We start from the raw sequence: 16,437 nt of genomic DNA, 5'->3' as shown, positions 1-16,437 counted from the left end.
TAACCGAGTCTTTAACTAACCCTATGCACTCAATAAAAAGGGATCATTATCACGATATTACGAACACGTGTTCGTGAATGGTGAGAATCGTTGATAATATGAACGCCACAATTCCTGATCTAATGATTATTCCTTGATGATAAATAAAAAAAATAAGCAGATAAAAATCGCGATGACATTTTGTACGTTGGCAATAGTATTCTTTTCTTGGGGGGTACTTATGTCAATTAATACAATTGTATCTCCATTTTTGCAGCAGGTTTTTGCTCTGAGTGATACAGAATCTATGTATATTCAGCTAGTTTTCTTTTCATCACCGCTGATTATATGCTTGCCTGCATCTAAGTTATTACGACAGGTAGGCTATAAAAAATCCCTAATAATTGGCCTTACCCTTGTCGCTATTGGCTCTTTTTCAATTTTTCCATCAACTAGTCTAAATTCATACTTTGCTGTTCTCATTTCAATTTTCATAATTGCGTTAGGTGTCGCAGTACTACAAGTTATTGCTAACCCTTTTGTTGCACAACTTGGAACCGAGCAACACTCATCACAGCGGCTGACATTCGTTTCTGGAGTAAACTCTCTAGGTACTACATTAGGCCCTTTATTTTTATCTTACATGTTGTTTGCTCCATCGGGTGGAGATTCCTTGATTTCCGCATCACAGCTTCAGCTTCCCTATTTTGTTATTGGATTAGTAATGACTCCCCTTATTTTGATTTTGTTGTCAGGTGTGACATTGGATCCTGCTATATCAAATAGTTGCAATGGAGTTGGTATTCCAGCGTGGAGACATCGTCATTTGATTTTTGGGATGGTTGCTATTTTCTTTTATACTGGTGCAGAGGTTAGTATAGGAAGCTTCCTTCTTCAGTATCTAAATTCACCTTCATTAGGAGGGTATGATCTAGATATAGCAGGAAAATATGTTTCCTTATACTGGGGGGGAGCAATGGTTGGTCGCTTATTGGGTAGCTTAGCTTTTACTCATTTTAGCGCTAGACATATATTGATCGGGTGCACACTATCTGCAATTTGTCTACTTTGCTATGTAATCCATTCGAATAGTAGTTCGGCTGCCTATGCTTTAATTTTGGTTGGCTTGTGTAATTCTGTCATGTATCCCGTTATATTCTCATTAGCTATAAGTAAGCTAGGTAGTGCAACAGCTACCGGATCTAGCTTGCTTGTAATGTCTGGTATTGGAGGGGCAATTATTCCAATTTTACAGGCCCAGACGATCGGTATTTATTCCCTTCAATTGTCATTTTATGTACCAGCTTTGAGCTATGTGATTATTCTTCTCTTTGGTATGATTGGTTGGAGACCCAGAGTTATATCTCTAGCGGGCCTACATAAATCAAGAGTTACATAATCACCTAACCCGGCGAGAAGTTATGAATTTCCCTAAAAGTACAATGAACAGTGCAAAAGTCGCTCAGTTAGCAGGAGTGTCAAGAAGTACTGTTTCTAAGGTTATAAATAATTATCCAGATATTCCTGAAAAAACGAGAAATAAGGTTCTTGCTGTAATAAATGATAATAAATATATCCCAAACACTTCCGCTCAGATATTGAAAGGAAAGGCTCAGACTGTACTCGCATTATATATATACAATACTAAATCTAATGATCCTGGTTCTGATTTTATTGACGGTGCTGCTTCTCCATATATTATGAGAGTTATTGCTAGTTTTCTGATGGCTGCTAATGCACAAGGCTATCGTTTGATGATAGAGCATATTCAGGAGGGTGAGGTAGTTGATGAGGACCTAATACAAAAAATCAGAAGTCATTTCCTCTCCCAAAGTATTTCTGCAGCCGTAATTGTTGGGCTAACTGAAGATGCAGGATTTATAGATAAATTAGCTGATGAGAACTTTCCTATCGCGGTTATTGATCGAGTAACTACTGGGGGTAATCTAATTAGAAATATATTGACAGATGATGAGAACGGCTCATACAAAGCTACACAACACTTGATTGAGCAAGGTTTCTCTCAAATAGCTTTTGTTAGTGGCAATTCAAATAAGTTATCATCAAAGAAGCGACTAAAAGGGTATACACGTGCACTAGAATACAACCAACTGAGTCCAATCTTAGTAGTTGATATATACTCAGAGTACACGAAAAAGTCTGGCTACCTTTCAGCTGATCATATTTTATCTATGGAACCTCGCCCTGATGCTATTGTTTGTGCATCCGATTCACTTGCATATGGTCTTATACAGCGTCTACATGAAGTTGATGAACAATATCTTTCTAAAGTTGGGATAATTGGATTTGATGATTCTTTTTTTAATGAGTACCAACGACCAGCTTTATCATCTGTGAAAGTAAATTTCAATTCCATGGCAAGTATAACCGTTAATGCTTTACTACACCCTGATATAAACTTCGATCTATCCATAGCTACAGAGCTCGTTATACGAGATTCTAGTGTTCAGCGTTAGACCTTTATACTACACCACTGTAGATTCAATAAAAAACTTTGCTACTTCCCATCGATGAGTGATAAAAGTATCGTTTTTATCACGCGAAGATTATGGTTCCATAACTCTAAATAATCTTTCGCGAATTAATCTCTGCTAACATGCTATATTTCCTTTCTATTCAGTAAGATAATATCTTCTTTAGAGGGGATAAATCATTTGGTAAATTAACCCTACGCCATTTTTACCTCCCAAATAAATCGACTATTTTGAGTTTGTTATGTAACTATGAGACTTAGATCATCATTTTGGACATAAGTAAGGTAAATCTTTACTTTCGAGAATTATTTTTATTTTTCCGAGAGGTATATATAGATATCAACCTGTATATTATTATTTAGTGAATGCAACAACACAGTAGAAATATATAAACTTAAGTGAACATTACTTTACTTACTTTTAGTGGATTTTATTTTATTTCTAAACTGTTTCGGTGCCATACCATAATATCGAGAAAAGGAGTCATAAAATCGTCCTATGGAACTAAATCCCGTAGCATAGGCTATATCAGAAATCGACATATTTGTATCGATAAGTAATGACTGAACAACTTGAAGCCTCTGGTGTTCGATGTATCGCTTAATAGAGATTCCCATATTCTTTTTGAACAGATTAATCGTGTAATTTCTATGTAAGCCTAAGTGTTCAGAAACATCAACTGTAGATAAAGGCTTATGTAGGTTCTTACTAATAAAATGAATAATATCAGCAACATGTTTATAATTTTTGCTAGAGATTTTTAACGGTTGGTTATTTTCTGTAGACTTACCTAGCTTTAGGTTTTCAGTTGTCTCCCAACCTACTAGACTTAGTCTTTTGATTAGCAATGCAAGATCCTGAATAAATAGTTCCTTATAACGGGGATCATCTGATTTGTAATCAGACAACCAAGTTTCCAGCCTATAAGGTTCTGGCGATACTTCATCAGGGGCGATAACAATATTTCCGTCCAATAGAAACTCTTGAAGTTGATTATTAAGTTTCCAATCAAGAAATATAGGAAGTGGTATGTATATATTTAGCATTTTACCATTAGGATTAGCACTAATCATTTGGTGTGGGATATTCGCCCAAAATAAAACAATTTTTGAATCTGGAATTTGAACTTTTTGGCCATCAATTAAGTAAACTGCTTGACAGTTATCCATATAGTTGAGCTCAATATGACCGTGTACATGGTGCCCTGGCATCACTTCTGGTGCGTGTATTTCCATTGCAAATATACCACCTTCAATGTATTTAGATTTCAACTCCGATAATATTGATTCTGGGAATAAGTTTATTTCATTCATGGTTAATACGTATAATTAATTAAAATAAAACTGTAACAGAAATATCATTAACATGAGAGTAATTAGCTCTAATATGATGGCTATGTCACTTTCAATAAAACACCCTACATTTAAAGGTTTTAATATGATTACTGAATTACTAAATAAGTTAAAAGGTATTGATAAAAAAATACTTCAACGGTTTTTACTAATAACAGGGGGGAGCCAGTTGATCTATGCAATGGTTAGTATACGAACAGTTCTATACGAGCCTATTCGCGACATGCTTGGGGTAGATCATGCACAATTTGGTCTATTATTAAGCTTATCTGGCATTATTCAGATCCTTCTTTATGTACCCGTCGGTTGGATATCAGATAGGTTTGCTCCTAGAAAAGTACTTGCATCTGGTATGATTTTAACTGGTCTAACGGGTTTCATTCTAGTTTCTAGTCCTCCATTCTGGCTTGCCTTTATTGTTTTTGCTTCATACGGTGTTATTGAAGTCTTCTACTGGCCTTCGGTGATGAAAAGTGTTCGAGTCTTGGCTCCAGATAACAGACAAAGCACTGCTTTTGGTGCAATGGAAGGAACTCGAGGTGGTACAGACTTAATAGTCAATGCCTTAGCTATCGCTATATTTACATATTTTGGCCAAACCATTTTTGGAATAAAAGTTGTCTATATCATTAATGCCTGTCTTATTATTGGCTTTGGTATACTTACCTATTTACTTCTTCCTGAAGAGAACTTCTTAAAGAAAGGGGATTCTACTGGGAAAAATAAAGAAGCATTATCAGGTCTACTTAAAGCGTTAAAAATGCCGGAAGTTTGGCTATGTGGATTAACTGCAAGTACCGTGTATGTATCCTTCGTTGGTATCAACTATTTCTTACCTTTTCTACAAAATGTATTTATGTTATCAGCTACAATGGCAGCGTTGTTTAGCCTCTTTAGTATTTCTACTTTACGTCTATTTGTTGCTCCTGCAGGTGGGCTAATTGCTGATAGAGTGTTTGGTGGGGCCGCTCGCTTCATGCGCGTAGCTTTACTCTTTGTCGTACTGTCTGTAACTGTAGTGTTGTTTGTACCTAAAACATCTGATTACATGATAGTTGCTTTTGTTGCAATGGCAGCTATTTCAAGCCTCGCGTTTATGCTTCGTAGTGTCTATTACGCACCTATTGGTGAAATGGGAATCCCTAAATCTATGTCCGGTGCAGCTATGTCTGTTGCATCTTTTATTGGCTATTCACCAATGTTCTGGGGCTATCTTGTATACGGAAACATACTTGATTCATTCGAACCTGAGCAGGCTTATAACTATATATTTATGATAATGATTGGTTTTGCTGCTCTCGGCGTTGTCCTTTCCAGTTTCATGGCTCATCGAATTAAGAAGGTGAGAGAGCGTAATGAGCAAGCTAAAGTTGGTGAGATTACCACTGCTTAATTTTACAACCTCATTTATGAAGGACATTACCTTCAATCTATAACAACAATTGAATGACTTTATTACTACTCCCCTTCACCTATTGGGGGAGTAACAAAATATGTCTTAAGGAATAAATCATGAAAGAAGTTGCCCTTGCAACAGATTACAGCGGCCAGCATACGACTATTGCCGAAATGGACGCTTGCCTTAAAGAGATAAGTCAAGCTGGCTTTTCTCATACCCATTGGTGCCATGACTGGGATAGCAGTTATATATACGCACCCAGTGAAATTCGTCAGATTGCTTATTTACATAAGAAATACGCACTAAAAGCAAAAGCTATACATGGAAGCTGTGGTGGTGGTTGGCGACGAGTTCATGGGGTCTACCGAAATCGCCCGTTCTGGGATGATAGGAAAGACTACACTTCTGAAAATGAATACGCGCGCGAGGCAGGTGTTGAATTAATTAGAAACAGAGTAGATCTTGCTTATGCTCTGAATGCTGGTGAAGTAGTTCTACATATGCAGTTGCCATGGGAGTCATTTTCCGAAAGCAACCAGTTTAAAAACCGCTATTTTAACCAAGTATTTAAGTCCTTTGACGAGCTACAGCCATACTGTCTAGAAAGAGGGATTAAGTTAGCAATAGAGAATTTACCTGGCGAACCTAATAATTTATCCAAAGAGAGATTTGATCTTTTATTTGAACGCTATAGCTCAGAGTACTTAGGATTCTGCTTTGACTCTGGACATGCCCTGATCATGAGTGAAGGAGACCCCTTAGAATTACTAGAATTATATAGCCACCGATTAGTTGCGATACATCTACATGACAATAAGGGAGCAACAAAAGAGGAACTTTTGAGTGATCCAATGACTTCGGCTTGTGACCTTCATATGACTCCATTAAGTGGCTCTTTAGACTGGGATCGCCTAGCTAAGTTCATTGCAGCTTCAACTTATTCGCTACCAGTTTGTTTAGAGTCTTGTTTTAACGAAGGGAGTGAATCACGTGATTTATGGCTAAAGAGAAACTTGGCGGTCGGAATACATCTCAATAATCTGATTTTGTCACATCAGAATCTCTTGTAATCGATATAGCGTCAGGTTAATTAATTTGACCAACTACAACATATTATAACTATTGGATACTATGAACGAATATTTCCATTTAGAAGGTACTCAAAGCAGCCTAGTAATTGCTGTTGGTGTTGATATGCCAAGCATTGTCTACTGGGGTGAAAGGTTGAAGTATACATCTGACTTAACAACAATATCTTCCGCTCATTCTAAACCGATTCCTCAAACTAGTTTGGATATCGATATTCCTTTTGGCTTAAGTCCAGAAGCTAGTAAAGGATACTTTGGTGCTCCTGGTCTCGAAGGTAGCCGAAATGGCGTTAATTGGTCTCCACAATTTCAATTATCTAATATTGAAAGAGTTAGCAATGGAATAACACTTACTTGTATAGATGAAATAGCAAGTATTGAACTAATAATTGAACTTTTATTAGATCCAACTTCTGATGTGCTTCAAACACGTACGCAAATAGTAAATCTATCTGATCAACCTTATGAATTACAGCGCCTCTCCAACACATTGCCACTAGCTACACACATGATGGAATTAATGTGCTTTAACGGTCGGTGGTGTAAAGAGTTTCATACTAATCGACACTTATTGGATCATGGTGTTTTTATACAAGAGAACCGTAGAGGAAGAACTTCGCATGAACATTTCCCTGGGTTAGTTATCGGAGCTCCCGGATTTAGCGAAGAACAGGGAGAGGTATATGGCTTTCATTTAGCTTGGAGCGGGAATCACCGTATTAGGGCTGAAGTTACACCCGAAGGAGGGCGTTACTTTCAGGCTGAGGAGTTACTTCACTCTGGAGAGGTTACTCTGACTCTAGGGAAGTCATATCAAACACCATGGCTCTATGCGACTCATAGTACAAGTGGGCTAAACGGTATGAGTAATCAATTTCATCGCTTTATACGAGGGAGTATTCTTAATTGGCCTACAAAAGCGACGGTGCGGCCAGTACATTTGAATACTTGGGAGGGTATCTATTTTGACCACAACCCTGATTATTTACGAGAAATGGCTAAAAATGCTGCTAAAATGGGTATTGAGCGCTTTATTATTGATGATGGCTGGTTCCGTGGTAGAAATAGTGATAATGCAGGCTTAGGAGATTGGTTTCTAGATGAGTGCAAGTATCCAGATGGTTTAAACTCAGTTGTAAATTATGTGAATATGCTAGGGATGGAGTTTGGTCTGTGGTTTGAACCTGAAATGGTAAACCCAAATTCAGACCTATTCCGTTCTCACCCTGAATGGGTATTAGGTACCCCTGAATACAAGCAGGCTACAGAACGAAATCAGTATGTGTTGAATTTACAAGTATCAGATTGCTTTGATTATATTTTGGAACGGTTAGATGAAGTTCTTACGCGGTATAATATTAGGTATATTAAGTGGGATATGAACCGTACACTAGTTCAAGCTAGCCATAATGGAAAGCCTGCTATTCACGGGCAAACTAAAGCCTTTTACGCTTTGGTAGATGCTATACGACTACGCCATCCTGATGTCGAAATCGAATCTTGTTCCTCTGGTGGTGGACGTATTGATATGGAGGTCCTCAAAAGAACACATCGATTCTGGGTTTCTGATACCAATGACCCAGTAGAGCGACAGATGTCTCAAAAAGGATTTAGTTATTTTTTCCCTCCTGAGGTAATGGGAGCGCATATTGGTACGGATATTTCTCATACCACCGGTCGCCGTAACTCTATAGCCTTTAGGGGGATAACCGCTCTTTTTGGCCATATGGGGATGGAGTTGGACCCAGCGTCAGCAAGTAATAGCCAGAAAAGTGACTTTTCCCACTTTATTTCAATCCACAAACAGTTCAGGAAACTTGTTCATTCCAATGATCTAGTTCGTTTTGATTACCCAGATCCAACTGTAAATGCTTATGGTGTTATCTCTATTGATAAACAAGAGGCAATTGTTTCCGTCGCACAAATACAGTCCAGAAGCTATACCTTGCCATTACCATTAAGGATTCCTTACCTTGAACCTACGCAGGAGTATGCGATCAAGTTAGTAGAAGGGGAGAACCTAATGCAAAGCATGAAGAAATCACCGTCTTGGGTTGAGTCAGGAGTTAATTTGACAGGTGAAGTTCTAACAAAGATGGGATTACAGCTGCCTGTATTGTGGCCTGAATCTGCCCTACTTCTACATATAAAGGCTATAGAAAGTTAACTTGTAGAAGGTCTTTATACAAGTTAGGAATGTTGGCACATCACTCATACTCTACTGGGTCTTAAAACAATTGTTCTATGACCCAGAAATTGAGACAAGCATAACAACCAAGTTTTAAAGGCTAAATGTTTTCGGTAAAGTGAATTAGCTAGAACACTAATCATCCCTTTTGAGGGGTTTACATTAGCAATGATGACTAACTGAAACACACCAGAGCAGTGCTTTTTCTGACTCAAAGATGGACGAAACCTACTTAGAGATTCAGTTCTATAATTGACTTAGGTAAACAAACAGTTGTTGGGATTCTGACGTCTTGCCATTTGCATTACCGAATGTTTTTTTGATTATTGATTCTGCTTTCTTTCAACTTTGTCGTAACCAGTTCTTTCAAGCATAGCGACTAAAGAATCCACCTCTTTCTGCATTAAAGATAACTCTTTCATGTCTAACCTCGTTTGAACGTTAAAAGTTAACACCTAATAGGAGGAGGATATGACGGGGTAAGACTGGTCTTTTGGCCCGTCTATTAGTTTTGATTATGCAACTATGAAATTAGAAGGTTCTTGTTTCTATCGTTGCTGGCACACAATGGGGCATTTCTGTGTTAGCTGTTTCTATGGGCGTTAATAAGGGAAAACATAGCCTATGTACTTAAAGGTGTAGCTTTCTGGACACCCATTTAGTGTTGGTTTGAATGTACTATTAGTCGCAATTGGCAATTCTGAACATGAGCACTGGTATAGTAGTAACTTAGTGTACATAAATGGGTGGCTTCTATGATTATTGGTTATGCTCGAGTCAGTACTAACGATCAAACGCTAGCTTTTCAAGTTCAACAGCTAACAGACTTTGGTTGCGAAAAAATATTCCAGGAAAAGGTCAGCGGCAAATCAGCAGATCGTGAAGAACTATCAAAGTTGATAGAATTTGCACGCTCCGGAGATATTGTTCACGTCACCAAAGTTGACCGTATTGCGCGTAATACCATCGATGCACTTCAAATCGCAGACAAGCTAAATAACAAGGGGGCCGGACTTGTTTTTCATGACCTTGGAAATTTGGATATTAACAGCGACGTAGGTCGTGTTATCTATACCACTATTTCTGCATTCGCTGAGATGGAAAGAAAGCGCATTCTTCAGCGTTGTAATGAGGGCAGGGAAAAAGCAAAATCGGAAGGAAGACACCTCGGTCGATACCCCGATATTGAACTACATGATCGAATACGAGAACTGTATGAGACTGGCTCGAACAAAAATGCAATTAGTAGAGAGCTTGGTTGTAGCCGAACGACAGTCTATAAGGTATTAGGCCTTGCAAGGTAGTGCCATAAGTTAGCTCTTTTCACTTTTTGTTGAATTGAAATTACACTTATAAATCTTGTCTTCAAACTAAATCGTTATGCCCCAAACTTTGTCAGAAGGCGCAGTATTGGCAATTGAACTAGCTAATGTGGTAGACATGCACATTGCTCATTGAACAACTATCGAGAAACCCTCAGCAACTGTAATATAACTAAACTATGATGAGTTGCATTTTCTCGTAAGACTGAGAAAGTACAGAAGAACCAACCTGGAGTAAAGCAATGACAGACTATGATGAGGTGATGCCGAATACTCGGTTTAAGCGCGAAACAAATCGTGTGTTAAGGATTTGCAAGAAGCAGCCTTATACGGTGCTTGTGACCATTGCAGGGAAGCCATCCCACGTATTTATAGATACGTCGTCGTATGAGAGCGCAATGAAAGTTCTGGAAAAAGCTTCTAAAGGTTAACTTCAGATTGATGTATTAGCATGCTGGATTCAGCCACTAAAATAGGCGAAGTAGAAGATTAACGTTAAAGACTAAACAAACATATTTGTGCCCCAAGATGTGTTTAGAACGCAAGAAACCATCATGAGGTTTATTCGGGCAACAAGCTGTTGCCCAATTGTCCAACAGGCTGTTGGACAAACTCTAGTAACCAATTATGCAAGAGGGTCTTGCACAATTGCGAAACAGGTTGTTTAGTAAATCACCTCTGCCCCAAACTTTGTTAGCCTCAATTAACTTACCGCCTGGCGCGCATTGCAGTAGACCTAGCTAATCTAATCCGTACTTTAGGCACCTATACGGAAGTTTTCCGTAGTTCTACTCTAAAACTCCCTGTCGATTCACGTAATAGGTTGATAATTATTGAGTTTTACAGCGAGTGGCAGCAACATGGACGGAATGCAAATACGGAAGAATTCCGTCTAATAAGCGTTAAATCACGATAGAGATCTGAAGTTGATGGTAACGTCATGATCTACAATGATGAAAGACTATTGCTACTGGTGTAGATGAGCGCCTAAAAGAACGAATATTGGTCATATCTATGATAGCCTTGAAGCGTTTTGAGCGCACCTTAATATGGCGCAGCAATTAAAGGGTGACGCTAAAACGATTCAAGGTAGAGCAATGGCAAATACTCGGCTTCAACTTTGGGTCGTCCAACGGCAAGTTTCAACAGTATCAAGAGTTACTCACTCCAGATTAGATGGGCTGTATCGTGACTTAACAAGCAATTCAAAATGACACCCTACGCTAACTATTTTCGTACTAGTGAATATTATTGTTCACGGGTGCAGTTTAATTGCGCGCGTTATGTACTAAAGGATTACTCGATTGGCATTGCCTAAAAAACTATTCAAATATGAATCATTTTCAGTTCAGTCATTATTGAACTTAAAAACTCAAACAGTATTTTTTGCCGCACCATCTGGATTTAACGATCCTTATGATTGTGCAATCAAAGCAGAACTAGATGGGGTCACTCGACGATTCGGAAAATATTGTACGCTAAGAGCATAACATCCTGATTCTTCATTGTTATTTATTCTTTTCCGGCCATATGTAATCCCCCGTTAAATTTATATGCTCCCACCCTAGAGGTGATAAATGACTAAGCAAGGCATCATCAATTATCTCTCCACGGCTGCGGAGTGTTTCTACTGCCTGACTGGTGTATTCTGTATTCCATAAAGTAATGGCAGCAACTACTAAATTAATGTCGTCGGACAATAAAGATTGAAACTAAACAATAAAGTTTGAAACTGAGACATTAAAGTTGAAAACTTTTAAGGCCCAGTTAAACTGATTAAAAGTTAACCGGGCTTTTGTTATGGCAAAATCAAAGTACGTTTTAACTGAAATGCAAATCATCAAGCGGGTTAAAGAAGGTCGAGGTGTAGAAAGGCTCTCTAGTTATAAACCGTGGTTGTATGTTCATAAGCACCTCTTGATTAGTTATTTAGTCTAACTAAAAGGCGTCTATCAAGTCAGTGGCTATTCACTTTGCGTAATACTTTGTTCCAAACTATGATTCTTAATCAATAGATAACATTGGTGCTCAAGGTTAATTAAAAGCGCATAAGGTGTTGACTTAGTGTCCTTAGAAGCGTTAGGAAGCAATTCTACTTACCAGCTTATGGCTGTATTATTTCACACAAGGAAAACTCTAAATGAGCCAAATTGTATTCATTCTGACTTCAAAACAAAGTTCAGGGATTTCTGTCAAATTCTTAATTGATGACAAATTTCAAGAATTGACTTTTACTGCAGAGGCAGTACAAGCAAAAAAAGGCATGACAGATCTTGAATCAGCCGAGATATCAGTTCTTTTAGATTTAGTCGATTTAAAGATGTTTTCACCTGATTCGGCAGTTATCTTCACTGAGAATGCTGATGCAATTGAACAGTATTTAGACGAAGCTTTAGACGGTAGATTGCCGCTAAACATGGAGGCTAAATACATTGATGAATCTATTTTCATCGACAAAAAAAAACAATTATTTTTAAAACCTAGTGTTACTGACTCGAGTAATTCTGGAACATTAAAACTTAAGACGAAGAAGGATGTCCCTGAACGCATACTGACTTCTACACTACCAGTGGCAACAACAACACTTGGGTTAGTTACTATTTCAGACAAAGCCGTTTCAGATGCTTGTCATATTGTTAAAGAAATTGACAGCCCCGAGGACCTTGTTAAATACCTGGGTAGTAATACGTCTGAATGGACCTCGAAACCTAGAACAAACAAGGGCATTGAAAGGTTTATGCAGTGCGGAAACTTAGCAATGTTAGTTTCTTATGAAACAGACAAGCATATGCCACCTGTTATTGTTTATGCGTTTAAAGGAAATGAAGAAACAGTATACAGTGATGCGGATGTTGAAGTTTCAGGTAAGAAAATTAAATTCAGCGCAGATCAATGGTTAGCTTTATGTAGTATTGCAGAAGTCATTGATTCTAGTTTACTTGCTGAATTCTCTTTTAAAAACATTCGGTCTTTGATGAAAAATGTTGATGCCTTTGTAGAAAATAATTTATTAGTCTTGCCAAATTTAGACTTATCACTATCAATTGATGAATATGGAAGAATTGATAGTACAGATGGATGTTTAACAAAGTTAGCTTCAGAAAATGACGTTGAATGGCGAAAACCTGTACCAACACTGTTTGGTGAAATTACGCTAAACAAGTTACCGGCAAATAAATTAGCCAATTTGTGGGAATGTAATTTAGGTTCACCTGAATTTCTTACGAAATTTCATGAAGCAATGAAAGGAACTATTTCTAAACATCCTTTTCTATCTCAAAAACTTGAGATTGAATTCGGTGAGTATGCAATGTTTGTTTCACTCAAAGAGAATCAATTTTTTATCACTGATATTGGTATGCGCTCAAATCAATTTTCATCGATTAACAATAGATTTGGTACATTCATTGTTAGGCGTGGAACGATCATGGAAGCTGACCTACAAGCTGTCTTGACCAAGCAATTTGAAAAAGAAATTTTGCGTGGCGATTTAGTTCTATTAGAAGATTCAGATGTATCAATAAAAACTAGTGCCAAAGGTCATTTGGACATTAATGAGCACAAGAAATATCAATTGCTTTACTACCCAGAAATGAAATTGACTATAGGGTTACAAAGAATCAATGAATCTGGCTTAGGTCCTGGATCACTTTTAGAGGTTACTTTTGTTGATCATGAAGTACCACCTTTAGAGTTTGCTTATAATGACTCTAAGGTAACCCTAAGAAAAAAAGCAGAAACAAAGATAAAAGCAATATTGGAAGCCAATCAGATTGAGGTAAATCTTTCTGATTATATAAGTGAGTTGCTTGGACATGAGCATAGACCACACCAAGCATTTGAAGACGTTCAAGAGATTGTATTTGGTAATTATGCAATTCATATTAAATTAATTGATGGTCATTATGAGATCTCGGATGCCAGAGTAGAATCTAAACAGTTTTTTTGGATACAGAATTCAGAGTTCACTTATGTCCTTCGCCGTGCAAGTAAGACTGAACGTGCCCTGTACTCAGCTGTACTTGGCGATAGAAATCTAAAGACGTACGGAAAAGCTAGGACAAAGCTTGCTACCAGTCCAGCTACTGTAATTCAAGGTAATAAAAAACGGAGCACTGATGGTAAACGTTCTGTATCTGTGAATTACAACGATCTTGGTTTAGAAATAAGATTGGGTTCAGATATAGACCCTGTCCTTGGGTCAGAACCAATTATGGCTGTTATTGGCTTTAACAAATTTTAGAGTTGTTACGGCGGGTCATGGCTCGCCGATTTAATTAAGATCCTTAATGGAGGATATATGACAAAATTTCGATTCACATTCTTATTGATTTCATCGTTTTTAGCCGTGCTACTTTTCGTAACATACTTTGTGGCTTCTGCGATTACTGGTTTAATTTATACTGACTTAGAGATTGAGACTCTATTGTTTGGATTTGTTGGTTCTGTATTCATCAAGAATTTGTTTGCTTCATTGGTAGCTGTCTCCGGTTTTTACATTCTTGATTTTAAGTTCTACAACCGAACTGCCGGTAAGATGTATGACAATGCAAACTCAAGTCGTTTCCAATGTTGAATTGATTTGTACCCACCATGCTGGACAAAGCGTTAAGATGATTTCCCCATACTTCAGTTAATTCATGGCATGCTAATTTAGCAAAGCCGCTGACACGAAAATGTCCAAAAACGAGTCAAAGGGCTCAGTCTTGACACTGTGATCACCAAGCGATCCTGTACGGGTTCAATTGCCTTACTGAAATACCACCTGCGTTCCTTCACCACAATCACAAGAAATACTATAAGTGTTCTTTTTCTTACTGACTTTTGCTCCACTAGAGTTGCAGGTGTAGTGGCATAGTTAATTTGGCCACCTAGTTAGAGGTGATATCATCACCTCATAAGTTAACAGGTGACACTATGACGAAACGAACAAGACGACTTTTTAGCGCTGAATTTAAGTTAGAGGCTGCACAGCTAGTCCTCGATCAAAATCACTCAGTTACTGAAGCTGCTCAAGCCATGAATGTGGGTAAGTCCACCATGGATAAATGGGTTCGACAGCTAAAAGAAGAACGCCAAGGTAAAGCACCTAAAGCCTCCCCAATAACGCCTGAACAAATTGAAATACGCGAGCTTAAAAAGAAGCTAGCTCGTCTTGAGGAACATAACGAAATATTAAAAAAGGCAACCGCTCTCTTGATGTCGGACTCGTTGAACAATTCTCGATAATCGAGAAACTCAGGCAGAGMTATAGCATAAAAACATTGTGTGAAGTGTTCAGTATTCATCGAAGCAGCTATAAATATTGGCGAAAAAGACCTGCTGTTATCAATGCTGAAAAGGTTAAGCTACGTAGTTTGGTAAACGAAAGCCACATTGCAAGCAACGGCTCTGCTGGTGCTCGAACCATCGCGAGCATTGTGACAAATCAAGGCATAAATCTGAGTCGCTATCGAGCCACGAAGATAATGAAAGAGCTAGGCTTAGTGAGTTGCCAGTTACCGAAACATAAATACAGAAAGGCMTCACAGGAACATATAGAGATCCCAAATCACCTTAATCGACAGTTCGCTGTTACTGAACCAAATGAGGTTTGGGTTGGTGACGTTACTTATGTTTGGGCAGGTAATCGTTGGATGTATTTAGCCGTTGTTATAGACCTATTTGCACGAAAAACGATTGGTTGGGCAATGTCGCTATCTCCGGATAGCCGATTAACGGGAAAGGCTCTTTCGATGGCCTATGAGTCTCGCGGTAAACCACAGGAAGTAATGTTCCATAGCGATCAGGGGACTCATTATACAAGCAGAAAATACCGCCAATTACTGTGGCGCTATCAAATAAAACAAAGTTTATCTCGTCGTGGCAACTGTTGGGATAATAGCCCTATGGAGCGATTTTTTAGAAGCTTGAAGACCGAGTGGATCCCGACGGTAGGTTATCGTAGCTTTATTGAAGCACAGCAAGAAATTACTCGATACATAATTCAATATTACTGTCAGCTCAGACCCCATCAATATAATGGCGGGCTGACACCTAATGAGTCAGAACGGTTGTTCTGGTTAAACTCTAAGATCGTGGCCAATATTAGTTGACCACTACAGGTGTTCAATGATACGGGGGCTAGGTAGATTGGGGGTAGGGATAACAGGAACATCACTTAGGCTAATTCGACCGTATCTAATAGCCTCCTGCTCTAGTATCTCCAACTCTTCAGCATAGGCTTTCTCGAATGCTGATAACTCTTTCTTACGCTTCTGTATTAGATCGAATAGTACTTGGTGCTTAACCCTAGACATCACGATACTCCTTTAATTAGTGAAGCCTCAATATAGCATTCCATTAGTTTAACTAATACGTGTAAGCCTCTCTAAGCTCTGCCTTTGTACAACCTAAATAAGTGTGTTGGTACTGGTAAACAAGTCCCTCAGAGGATCACTGGTTTGCAGGTTTTCAGGAAAATAATATATTTCGCGAAAGCAGGATTCACTTTGTACAAAGGTCAGTGATTACTGGTTCAGGTATTTGGTTTTATTAATTATTTTCAGAGATCAGGTTTTCATGAATTTTCCCATGTAGGTACAGGTTCACTGTATTGCTCTTGTGTATTATAT

12 protein-coding genes and 2 pseudogenes are annotated in these 16,437 nt (G+C 38.3%); 10 read left to right on the top strand and 4 right to left on the bottom strand.

Annotation, left to right across the window (positions count from 1 at the left end):
- Positions 1–136 precede the first annotated feature (136 nt).
- The gene (locus L4C54_RS23250; protein ID WP_428809978.1) at positions 137–1,378 is read left to right on the top strand and encodes an MFS transporter; all 1,242 of its coding nucleotides are present in this window, start codon (positions 137–139) and stop codon (positions 1,376–1,378) included.
- A 22-nt stretch (positions 1,379–1,400) separates the two neighbouring features.
- The gene (locus L4C54_RS23245; protein WP_428809977.1) at positions 1,401–2,456 is read left to right on the top strand and encodes a LacI family DNA-binding transcriptional regulator; all 1,056 of its coding nucleotides are present in this window, start codon (positions 1,401–1,403) and stop codon (positions 2,454–2,456) included.
- A gap of 428 nt (positions 2,457–2,884) precedes the next feature.
- On the opposite strand, the gene L4C54_RS23240 is transcribed toward L4C54_RS23245, so the two are convergent.
- Positions 2,885–3,787, bottom strand: a complete 903-nt coding sequence (locus L4C54_RS23240) for a helix-turn-helix domain-containing protein (protein ID WP_428809976.1) — start codon at positions 3,785–3,787, stop codon at positions 2,885–2,887.
- A gap of 124 nt (positions 3,788–3,911) precedes the next feature.
- On the opposite strand from L4C54_RS23240, the gene L4C54_RS23235 reads away from it, so the two are divergent.
- The 5 genes from L4C54_RS23235 to L4C54_RS23215 all read left to right on the top strand — a co-directional run bounded on the left by L4C54_RS23235 (position 3,912) and on the right by L4C54_RS23215 (position 10,254).
- The gene (locus tag L4C54_RS23235) at positions 3,912–5,219 is read left to right on the top strand and encodes an MFS transporter (protein WP_428809975.1); all 1,308 of its coding nucleotides are present in this window, start codon (positions 3,912–3,914) and stop codon (positions 5,217–5,219) included.
- Positions 5,220–5,338: 119 nt separating this feature from the next.
- Positions 5,339–6,295, top strand: a complete 957-nt coding sequence (locus L4C54_RS23230; protein WP_428809974.1) for a sugar phosphate isomerase/epimerase family protein — start codon at positions 5,339–5,341, stop codon at positions 6,293–6,295.
- Positions 6,296–6,356: 61 nt separating this feature from the next.
- Positions 6,357–8,480 (top strand): alpha-galactosidase, encoded by a 2,124-nt coding sequence (locus L4C54_RS23225; RefSeq protein ID WP_428809973.1) that lies wholly within the window; start codon positions 6,357–6,359, stop codon positions 8,478–8,480.
- A gap of 776 nt (positions 8,481–9,256) precedes the next feature.
- Positions 9,257–9,805, top strand: coding sequence for a recombinase family protein (locus tag L4C54_RS23220; RefSeq protein WP_428809972.1), 549 nt, complete (start codon positions 9,257–9,259; stop codon positions 9,803–9,805).
- Between the two features lie 260 nt (positions 9,806–10,065).
- Positions 10,066–10,254, top strand: coding sequence for a hypothetical protein (locus tag L4C54_RS23215; RefSeq protein WP_428809971.1), 189 nt, complete (start codon positions 10,066–10,068; stop codon positions 10,252–10,254).
- 1,077 nt (positions 10,255–11,331) lie between these two features.
- On the opposite strand, the pseudogene L4C54_RS23210 reads toward L4C54_RS23215, so the two are convergent.
- A pseudogene (locus L4C54_RS23210) lies at positions 11,332–11,511 on the bottom strand (Tn3 family transposase); the annotation flags it as partial.
- A 452-nt stretch (positions 11,512–11,963) separates the two neighbouring features.
- Here L4C54_RS23210 and L4C54_RS23205 point away from each other — a divergent pair.
- On the top strand, positions 11,964–14,066 hold the full coding sequence (locus L4C54_RS23205; RefSeq protein ID WP_428809970.1) for a hypothetical protein: 2,103 nt from the start codon (positions 11,964–11,966) through the stop codon (positions 14,064–14,066).
- 57 nt (positions 14,067–14,123) lie between these two features.
- The gene (locus L4C54_RS23200) at positions 14,124–14,399 is read left to right on the top strand and encodes a hypothetical protein (RefSeq protein WP_428809969.1); all 276 of its coding nucleotides are present in this window, start codon (positions 14,124–14,126) and stop codon (positions 14,397–14,399) included.
- A gap of 174 nt (positions 14,400–14,573) precedes the next feature.
- Here the strand turns inward: L4C54_RS23200 and L4C54_RS23195 are convergent.
- Positions 14,574–14,678, bottom strand: a pseudogene (locus L4C54_RS23195) (nuclease-related domain-containing protein); the annotation flags it as partial.
- A 62-nt stretch (positions 14,679–14,740) separates the two neighbouring features.
- Between L4C54_RS23195 and L4C54_RS23190 the strand changes: the two are divergent.
- Positions 14,741–15,918, top strand: a protein-coding gene (locus L4C54_RS23190; RefSeq protein WP_428809968.1) for an IS3 family transposase whose coding sequence is annotated in 2 segments (ribosomal slippage) — positions 14,741–15,008 and positions 15,008–15,918 — 1,179 coding nt in all. Because the reading frame shifts where the segments join, the coding sequence is not laid out codon by codon here.
- Between the two features lie 3 nt (positions 15,919–15,921).
- Here L4C54_RS23190 and L4C54_RS23185 read toward each other — a convergent pair.
- Positions 15,922–16,122, bottom strand: a complete 201-nt coding sequence (locus L4C54_RS23185) for a hypothetical protein (protein WP_428809967.1) — start codon at positions 16,120–16,122, stop codon at positions 15,922–15,924.
- Between the last annotated feature and the right edge of the window lie 315 nt (positions 16,123–16,437).

The sequence above is a fragment of the Vibrio lamellibrachiae genome, from assembly GCF_050337265.1.
GTDB classification, from domain to species: Bacteria; Pseudomonadota; Gammaproteobacteria; order Enterobacterales; family Vibrionaceae; genus Vibrio; species Vibrio kyushuensis.
The sequence above is the reverse complement of the archived record's forward strand: the minus strand, read 5'-3'. Positions and strand labels throughout refer to the sequence as shown.

Bases quoted from the DNA above. Each gene is read 5' to 3' on its own strand.
- L4C54_RS23245 (WP_428809977.1), top strand. From the start codon at position 1,401: ATGAATTTCCCTAAAAGTACAATGAACAGTGCAAAAGTCGCTCAGTTA.
- L4C54_RS23220 (WP_428809972.1), top strand. From the start codon at position 9,257: ATGATTATTGGTTATGCTCGAGTCAGTACTAACGATCAAACGCTAGCT.
- L4C54_RS23185 (WP_428809967.1), bottom strand. From the start codon at position 16,122: ATGTCTAGGGTTAAGCACCAAGTACTATTCGATCTAATACAGAAGCGT.
- L4C54_RS23205 (WP_428809970.1), top strand. From the start codon at position 11,964: ATGAGCCAAATTGTATTCATTCTGACTTCAAAACAAAGTTCAGGGATT.
- L4C54_RS23240 (WP_428809976.1), bottom strand. From the start codon at position 3,787: ATGAATGAAATAAACTTATTCCCAGAATCAATATTATCGGAGTTGAAA.
- L4C54_RS23200 (WP_428809969.1), top strand. From the start codon at position 14,124: ATGACAAAATTTCGATTCACATTCTTATTGATTTCATCGTTTTTAGCC.
- L4C54_RS23225 (WP_428809973.1), top strand. From the start codon at position 6,357: ATGAACGAATATTTCCATTTAGAAGGTACTCAAAGCAGCCTAGTAATT.
- L4C54_RS23235 (WP_428809975.1), top strand. From the start codon at position 3,912: ATGATTACTGAATTACTAAATAAGTTAAAAGGTATTGATAAAAAAATA.
- L4C54_RS23230 (WP_428809974.1), top strand. From the start codon at position 5,339: ATGAAAGAAGTTGCCCTTGCAACAGATTACAGCGGCCAGCATACGACT.
- L4C54_RS23250 (WP_428809978.1), top strand. From the start codon at position 137: ATGATAAATAAAAAAAATAAGCAGATAAAAATCGCGATGACATTTTGT.
- L4C54_RS23215 (WP_428809971.1), top strand. From the start codon at position 10,066: ATGACAGACTATGATGAGGTGATGCCGAATACTCGGTTTAAGCGCGAA.